This is a genomic window from Saccharopolyspora sp. 6M, assembly GCF_020176775.1.
Lineage (GTDB): Bacteria > Actinomycetota > Actinomycetes > Mycobacteriales > Pseudonocardiaceae > Saccharopolyspora_C > Saccharopolyspora_C gregorii.
The window spans coordinates 1-6,153 of record NZ_JAIUJZ010000295.1 but is presented as its reverse complement, the minus strand read 5'-3'; the positions used below and the strand labels follow the sequence as shown (position 1 = coordinate 6,153).

Genomic DNA, 6,153 nt, shown 5'->3' with positions numbered 1-6,153 from the left:
CGCCTGACCTGATCGTTTGGCGCGCACCCCGCCCGGGTAGCCCCGCGGAGACCGGTGATCCTCCACCACCCGGGAGGCAGCGATGCCGCAGACGCTGGCGCACAAGCTCATCACCGCCCACCTCGCCGACGGCGAACCCACCCCGGGAACCGAGATCGGCCTGCGCGTCGACCAGACCCTCACCCAGGACGCCACCGGCACCCTCGTCATGCAGGAACTCGAAGCGTTCGGGCTGCGCCGCGCCCGCACCGAGCTCAGCGCCCAGTACGTCGACCACAACCTCCTGCAAACCGACGAGAAGAACGCCGAAGACCACGCCTACCTGCGCACCGCCGCCGCCCACTACGGGCTCTGGTACTCCCCACCCGGCAACGGCGTCTCCCACCCCACCCACATGCAGCGCTTCGGCGCCCCCGGCAAAACCCTCGCCGGCTCCGACTCCCACACCTGCGCCGCCGGATCCCTGGGCATGCTCGCCATCGGCGTCGGCGGCCTCGAAGTCGCCCTCGCCATCACCGGCGCACCACTGCGCCTCCGGATGCCGTACGTGTGGGGAGTGCACCTGGACGGGCGGCTACCGCCGTGGGTGTCGGCCAAGGACGTCGTGCTCGAAATGCTGCGCCGCCACGGCGTCGCCGGCGGCGCCGGGCGCATCATCGAATACCACGGGCCCGGCCTCGCCGAACTCACCGCGATGGACCGGCACGTCATCGCCAACATGGGCGCCGAACTCGGCGCCACCACCACCGTGTTCCCCGCCGACGACGCCGTCCACGACTTCCTGCGCGCCGAAGACCGCGAAGCCGACTTCACCCCGCTGGCCGCCGACCCCGGCGCCGACTACGACCTCACCGAACACATCGACCTGTCCACCCTCGAACCGCTGATCGCCCGGCCCCGCTCACCCGGCAACGTCGTGCCCGTCCGCGAAGCCGCCGGAACCGACATCGGCCAAGTCGTCATCGGCTCCTCCGCCAACCCCGGCCTGCGCGACTTCGCCATCGCCGCCGACATGGTCCGCGGCCGCCGCACCGCCCCGCAGGTCAGCTTCGACATCAACCCCACCTCCCGGCAGATCCTCACCGACCTCGCCGCCACCGGAGACCTCGCCGCACTCGTCACCGCAGGCGCCCGCCTGCACCAGACCGGCTGCCTCGGCTGCATCGGCATGGGACAAGCACCCGCCGAAGGCACCCACTCGCTGCGCACCTTCCCCCGCAACTTCCCCGGCCGCTCCGGCACCCCCGACGACTCGGTGTGGCTGTGCTCCCCGGAGACCGCCACCGCCGCCGCCCTCACCGGCCGCATCACCGACCCCCGCGACCTCGCCGACGACCTCGACCTGCACCCGCGGCCACGGCTGCCGCAGCACTCCGCCGTCAACACCGCCATGCTCGTCGCCCCACCACCGGCCGACGACGCCGAACGCATCCGGCCGGAGAAGGGCCCCAACATCTCCGCGCTCCCGGAGTTCACCGCCCTGCCCGACCACCTCGACGCCCCCGTGCTGCTGATCACCGGCGACGACGTCTCCACCGACGAGATCTCCCCGGCAGGAGCCCACGCCCTGCCGCTGCGCTCCAACATCCCCGAACTCGCCCGCTTCACCTTCACCCGCCTCGACCCCGACTACCCGCGCCGCGCCGCCGACACCGGGCCGCACATCGTCATCGGCGGCGACAACTACGGGCAGGGCTCCTCCCGCGAACACGCCGCCATCACACCCCGCTACCTCGGCGTGCAGCTGGTCATCGCGAAGTCCTTCGCCCGCATCCACTGGCAGAACCTGATCAACTTCGGGATCCTGCCGCTGCGCTTCACCGACCCCGACGACCACGACCGCATCGACCTCGGCGACGTCCTGACCGCCGACGGCCTGCGCGACCAGCTCCGCACCGGCGGGCCCCTCACCCTCCGCAACACCACGAAGAGTCGCGACATCACCGCCGAACCTCACCTGTCCGAACGACAAACCGAAGCCATCCTCGCCGGAGGCATCATCCCGCTGTCGGCCAACTCCCCTTAAGTCTTCGCACGATGGTGGCCAGCCTTGTTTCGGTCGGACTAGCGCTCCTACGGTGGGGAAACAGCGGTCGAGCACCTGGCCATGACGTCCCTGGCCCACATCGGAACCGCAGCGCCGCACCCGGGCACAGCCACCGAGATCACCGGTGGCCACCGCAACGCGCCGCCGCCACCGACACGCCCGGACCAGCCACCCCGGCCGCGAACAGCATTCGAACACGGGGGAGGCAGTGTGATTCTCGCGAACACCGGCAACAGCGACCGCACCGCGCACCAGCGGCACGCCCCGGTCGGACTCGAACCGCAACGCACGATCACGCCGCCCCGCGACGCCGGAGAACCCGTCAGCGGCACCCCCGGCCACCCCCGCACCCTGCGGCTGGCCGTGCACCGGCCCGACCCCGGCGTCGTCGTCGTCCACGTCGGCGGCGAGCTCGACCCCGCCGCCGCCCCCCGCCTCGGCGAAATGGTCCGCCAACGCCTCACCGCCGCCGCCCTGCGCGCCGTCGTCCTCGACCTCACCGACGTCACCTTCTGCAGCTCCGCCGGGCTCGAACTGCTCCTGCACGCCCAACGGCGCGCCGAATGCCGCCGCACCCCGCTCTACGTCGTGTTCGGCACCGGAGCCGTGCTGCGGCTGATCACCCTCACCGGCCTCGCCGACCGGTTCACCAGCCGCGCCACCACCGCCCACGCCATCGCCGACATCCGCCGCCACCACCTCTGACCCCGGCCGCAGCACCTCACCCCGCGCGGCACATCGCCATCCGCGGCCAGTGCGGGAACACTGCCTGCTCGGCCGCATGCCTCGCCGCCAGCCCCGGCGACATCACCGCAGGCGGCACCTCCCGGAAACCCAGGCGCGCGTAGTACGGGGCGTTCCACGGCACCAGCCGGAACGTCGTCAACGTCAACGCCGCACACCCGAACCGCACGACCCGCGCACCCGCGTGCGCCAGCAGCGCGGCACCGATGCGCCGCCGCGCACACCGCGGATCCACGCTCACCTGCGCCACGTGCAACGTCCCGTCCAACCGCTCGGCGGCCAGGAACGCCACCGGGCCGGCCACCTCCACCGCCACCCACAACGCGCCGCGATCCCGGAACCCCTCCAGCACCCGCACCGGCATCGGCGGATCCAACGCCACCCGATCCATCCCCACCTCCCGGAAGCACGCACCCGAACGGCGCTCCACCTCCGGCAACGCCGCCAGATCGGCGGCCTCCGCGACACGAATCAGCACCACCCCAGCATCACCACCGGCCACCCGCGGCGGCAACCGAATTGCCGAACCGACCGTGTCGTTGCTCGCCACCGCGGCGAAACCCCACCGCACAGGCCCGCGACAGGGCAGACTGGCCCCGTGACCGGATCAGTGGAAGATCAGGTGGCGCAGCGGCCGATCGCATCCGCGCCCAGCATCGCCGACCCGCCGAGCCTGGTGGAACTGGCGGCCGGAACCCTCCGGCACATGATCATCAGCGGCGGATTGCGCTGCGGCGACCGCATCGTGGAGAACCGCCTCACCCACGAGATGGGCATCAGCCGCCCACCCCTGCGCGAAGCGCTGCGCGTGCTCGAACACGAAGGACTCGTGCGCCAGCTGCCCCGCAAGGGCGTCATCGTCACCCCGCTGACCCTGCACGACATCTACGAGATCGTCACCCTGCGCCGCGAACTCGAACGCTTCGCCGTCCGCCACGGCGTCCCGGTGCGCGAACCCGCCCGGCTCCGCCGCTGCCGCACCGCCCTGGACGCCCTCGCCGCCACCACCGGCGACCCCGCCCTGTTCGCCGAACGATCCCTGCACCTGCGCCTGGCCGTGGTGGGACTCGCCGGCAACGAACGCCTGGAGGACACCTGCCGCAACCTCGGCCTCCAGCTGATGCTCGCGCTCACCCTCACCCACCGCGTCGCACCCGCCCCCGACCTCGCCGCGCAACGGGGCCTGGTCGAGGCCATCGCCGACGGCGATGCCGATACGGTGCTGGCGGAACTGGCCCGCACCACCGACTCCCGCGTCTTCGACGGCGTCGAAGCGGTCGTCGACGGCCATTCCCACGACGCGGTGCAATGGCTGCGCCGCGAACGCGCCGACCCGGAGGACCCGTGAACGCCCCAGCCGAGACCGCCCGCACCATCACCATCGACGAGCACACCCCGCAGCTGGACGAGGGCGCCTGGGCCGCACCCGGCGCCACCCTCATCGGCCGCGTGCACCTGCACGCCGACGCCAGCATCTGGTACGGGGCGGTGCTGCGCGGCGACAACGAGGACATCACCGTCGGCGAAGGCAGCAACGTCCAGGACGGCTGCGTGCTGCACGCCGACCCCGGGTTCCCGGCCACCGTCGGCCGCGGCGTCACCGTCGGGCACCGCGCCGTGCTGCACGGCTGCACCGTCGGCGACCACTGCCTGATCGGCATGGGCGCCGTCGTCCTCAACGGCGCCGCCATCGGGGAGGGCTCGCTGATCGCGGCCGGAGCCGTCGTGCTCGAAGGCACCGAGGTCCCGCCCGGCTCCATGGTCGCCGGCACCCCCGCGAAGGTCCGCCGCGAACTCACCGAAGACGAACGCGCCCGCCTGCGGCTGTCCGCGGAGGTCTACGTCGCCAACGCCGGACGCCACCGCGACGCCCTGACCGGCTGACGCCGCCCGCGCGCGGCAGGGGAGGGGAGCGGTACCACCGCAACCGGCCCCGAACGTGCGAAATGCCGTGGCCCCGTCCGAAGTGGACGGAAGCCACGGCATCTTCAGCAAGCCTGCGTGGGTCGCGAGGTCTCACTTGATGTGGCGTTGACCGTGCTCGCCGGAGCACCGCGCACGCGGTGGGCGCCGGTCCGCGACCCGGTGGGGCGCCACGTTCAGCCGTAGTGACCGGGGCTGACGAACAGAGCCTCAGCTCTGACCGCGACGGGCGGCCGAGCTCACGACCTGCGAGTGGGGGTGTCGCATCACGGTGCGAGCCCGTTCCATCTCCCGTGCCATGTCACCCAGCCAACGAACCAGACCTGCCATCTCGGCATCCCTTCACGCGTAGTGGTCCAGCCGCCACCACCCGCCCCGTGCCCCGCGAACTGGTGCGCCCCGGGTGAGCAAGTGGTGCCACCCCCGTAGTCGTCACTGGTGAACGTCGTGTTTCACCCCGCAAGTAACGAAAAGGTAACGAACTCTGGTGCGGGTGGATTCACCCCACGACACCCGGATGAAACGTTTCACCACACACCAGCCGCACCCGAACCATCACGCAGGGCGACTCCCCACCGCATCCCGCACCTCTTCCACCATCGACATCCCCGACTCCCGCGCACAATGCGCACAGCAGAAGAACCGGCCGCTCACCTCCACCCCGTGCCCCAAGATCCGGCACCCGCAGTGCTCGCACTGCGGCGCCAACCGCTGCGCCGCGCACTCGAACGAATCGAACACGTGCACCCCGCCACCCGACGTGCGCACCTCGAAACTCATCCAGTACTCGTTCCCGCACACCTCGCACGTACCCATCACCACGTCGCCTCCACGATCATCGGGGACCGCGCGCCACACCGGCACGCCCTGCGAAAGGCCCCAGCATGCGAGGCCCCGCGCACCCCGGCAACCGCCATGACCTGCACGAGCGATCACCCAGCCCGGTTCGGCGGCACCCACCCCCACCGGCGATGTGCCACGATGATCGACGCTCAGCAGTGGTCTGCACCAACCCGCTCCGACCGAGGGGACACCGCATGCACGACGACCGCGCCGTAGTGGAAAAACGCCTCGACCGCATCCTCGCCGAACGACTCCGGCCCGCCGTGCACACCCGCACCCACCCCCTCGACATCGCCGCCTGGCACGTCCCAGGCGAACCCGTCCCCGCACACCGAGCCCTCCACGCCCGCTACACCCCCGTCCACATCGGACACGAATGGGGGCCCGCCTGGGGCACCACCTGGTTCCGCCTCACCGGCACCCTCCCCGAAACCTGGGCCGACCAACCCGTCGAAGCCGTCATCGACCTCGGCTTCGACCTCGACCGCCCCGGATTCCACTGCGAAGGCCTCGCCCACACCGACACCGGCACCCCCATCAAAGGCCTCAACCCCCGCAACACCCACCTGCCCGTCCACACCCCACCCGGACAACCC

Annotated in this window: 6 protein-coding genes and 1 pseudogene; 5 read left to right on the top strand and 2 right to left on the bottom strand. The window is 71.7% G+C overall.

All coding sequences use genetic code 11. The features are described from left to right. Nucleotides 1–82 precede the first annotated feature (82 nt). Both LCD31_RS27870 and LCD31_RS27865 read left to right on the top strand, forming a co-directional pair. The gene (locus LCD31_RS27870; RefSeq protein WP_224963021.1) at nt 83–2,026 is read left to right on the top strand and encodes an aconitate hydratase; all 1,944 of its coding nucleotides are present in this window, start codon (nt 83–85) and stop codon (nt 2,024–2,026) included. A 231-nt stretch (nt 2,027–2,257) separates the two neighbouring features. Continuing rightward, nucleotides 2,258–2,752 (top strand): STAS domain-containing protein, encoded by a 495-nt coding sequence (locus LCD31_RS27865; protein ID WP_224963019.1) that lies wholly within the window; start codon nt 2,258–2,260, stop codon nt 2,750–2,752. A 16-nt stretch (nt 2,753–2,768) separates the two neighbouring features. On the opposite strand, the gene LCD31_RS27860 is transcribed toward LCD31_RS27865, so the two are convergent. Next, entirely contained in the window at nt 2,769–3,269 is a 501-nt protein-coding gene (locus LCD31_RS27860; RefSeq protein ID WP_308015878.1) for a GNAT family N-acetyltransferase, read from the bottom strand. Nucleotides 3,270–3,389: 120 nt separating this feature from the next. Here LCD31_RS27860 and LCD31_RS27855 point away from each other — a divergent pair, with 120 nt between their 5' ends. Further along, nucleotides 3,390–4,139 (top strand): GntR family transcriptional regulator, encoded by a 750-nt coding sequence (locus LCD31_RS27855; RefSeq protein WP_224963017.1) that lies wholly within the window; start codon nt 3,390–3,392, stop codon nt 4,137–4,139. Then, nucleotides 4,136–4,675 (top strand): gamma carbonic anhydrase family protein, encoded by a 540-nt coding sequence (locus LCD31_RS27850; RefSeq protein ID WP_224963015.1) that lies wholly within the window; start codon nt 4,136–4,138, stop codon nt 4,673–4,675. Before LCD31_RS27855 ends, LCD31_RS27850 begins: the two co-directional genes overlap by 4 nt. Nucleotides 4,676–5,269: 594 nt before the next feature. Here LCD31_RS27850 and LCD31_RS27845 read toward each other — a convergent pair. Then, nucleotides 5,270–5,530, bottom strand: a complete 261-nt coding sequence (locus LCD31_RS27845) for a Prokaryotic metallothionein (RefSeq protein WP_224963023.1) — start codon at nt 5,528–5,530, stop codon at nt 5,270–5,272. 221 nt (nt 5,531–5,751) lie between these two features. On the opposite strand from LCD31_RS27845, the pseudogene LCD31_RS27840 reads away from it, so the two are divergent. Then, a pseudogene (locus tag LCD31_RS27840) lies at nt 5,752–6,153 on the top strand (alpha-mannosidase); the annotation flags it as partial.

What these genes read in the sequence shown, in the direction of transcription:
- LCD31_RS27870 (WP_224963021.1), top strand. Translation starts at nt 83, where the DNA reads ATGCCGCAGACGCTGGCGCACAAGCTCATCACCGCCCACCTCGCCGAC.
- LCD31_RS27845 (WP_224963023.1), bottom strand. Translation starts at nt 5,530, where the DNA reads ATGGGTACGTGCGAGGTGTGCGGGAACGAGTACTGGATGAGTTTCGAG.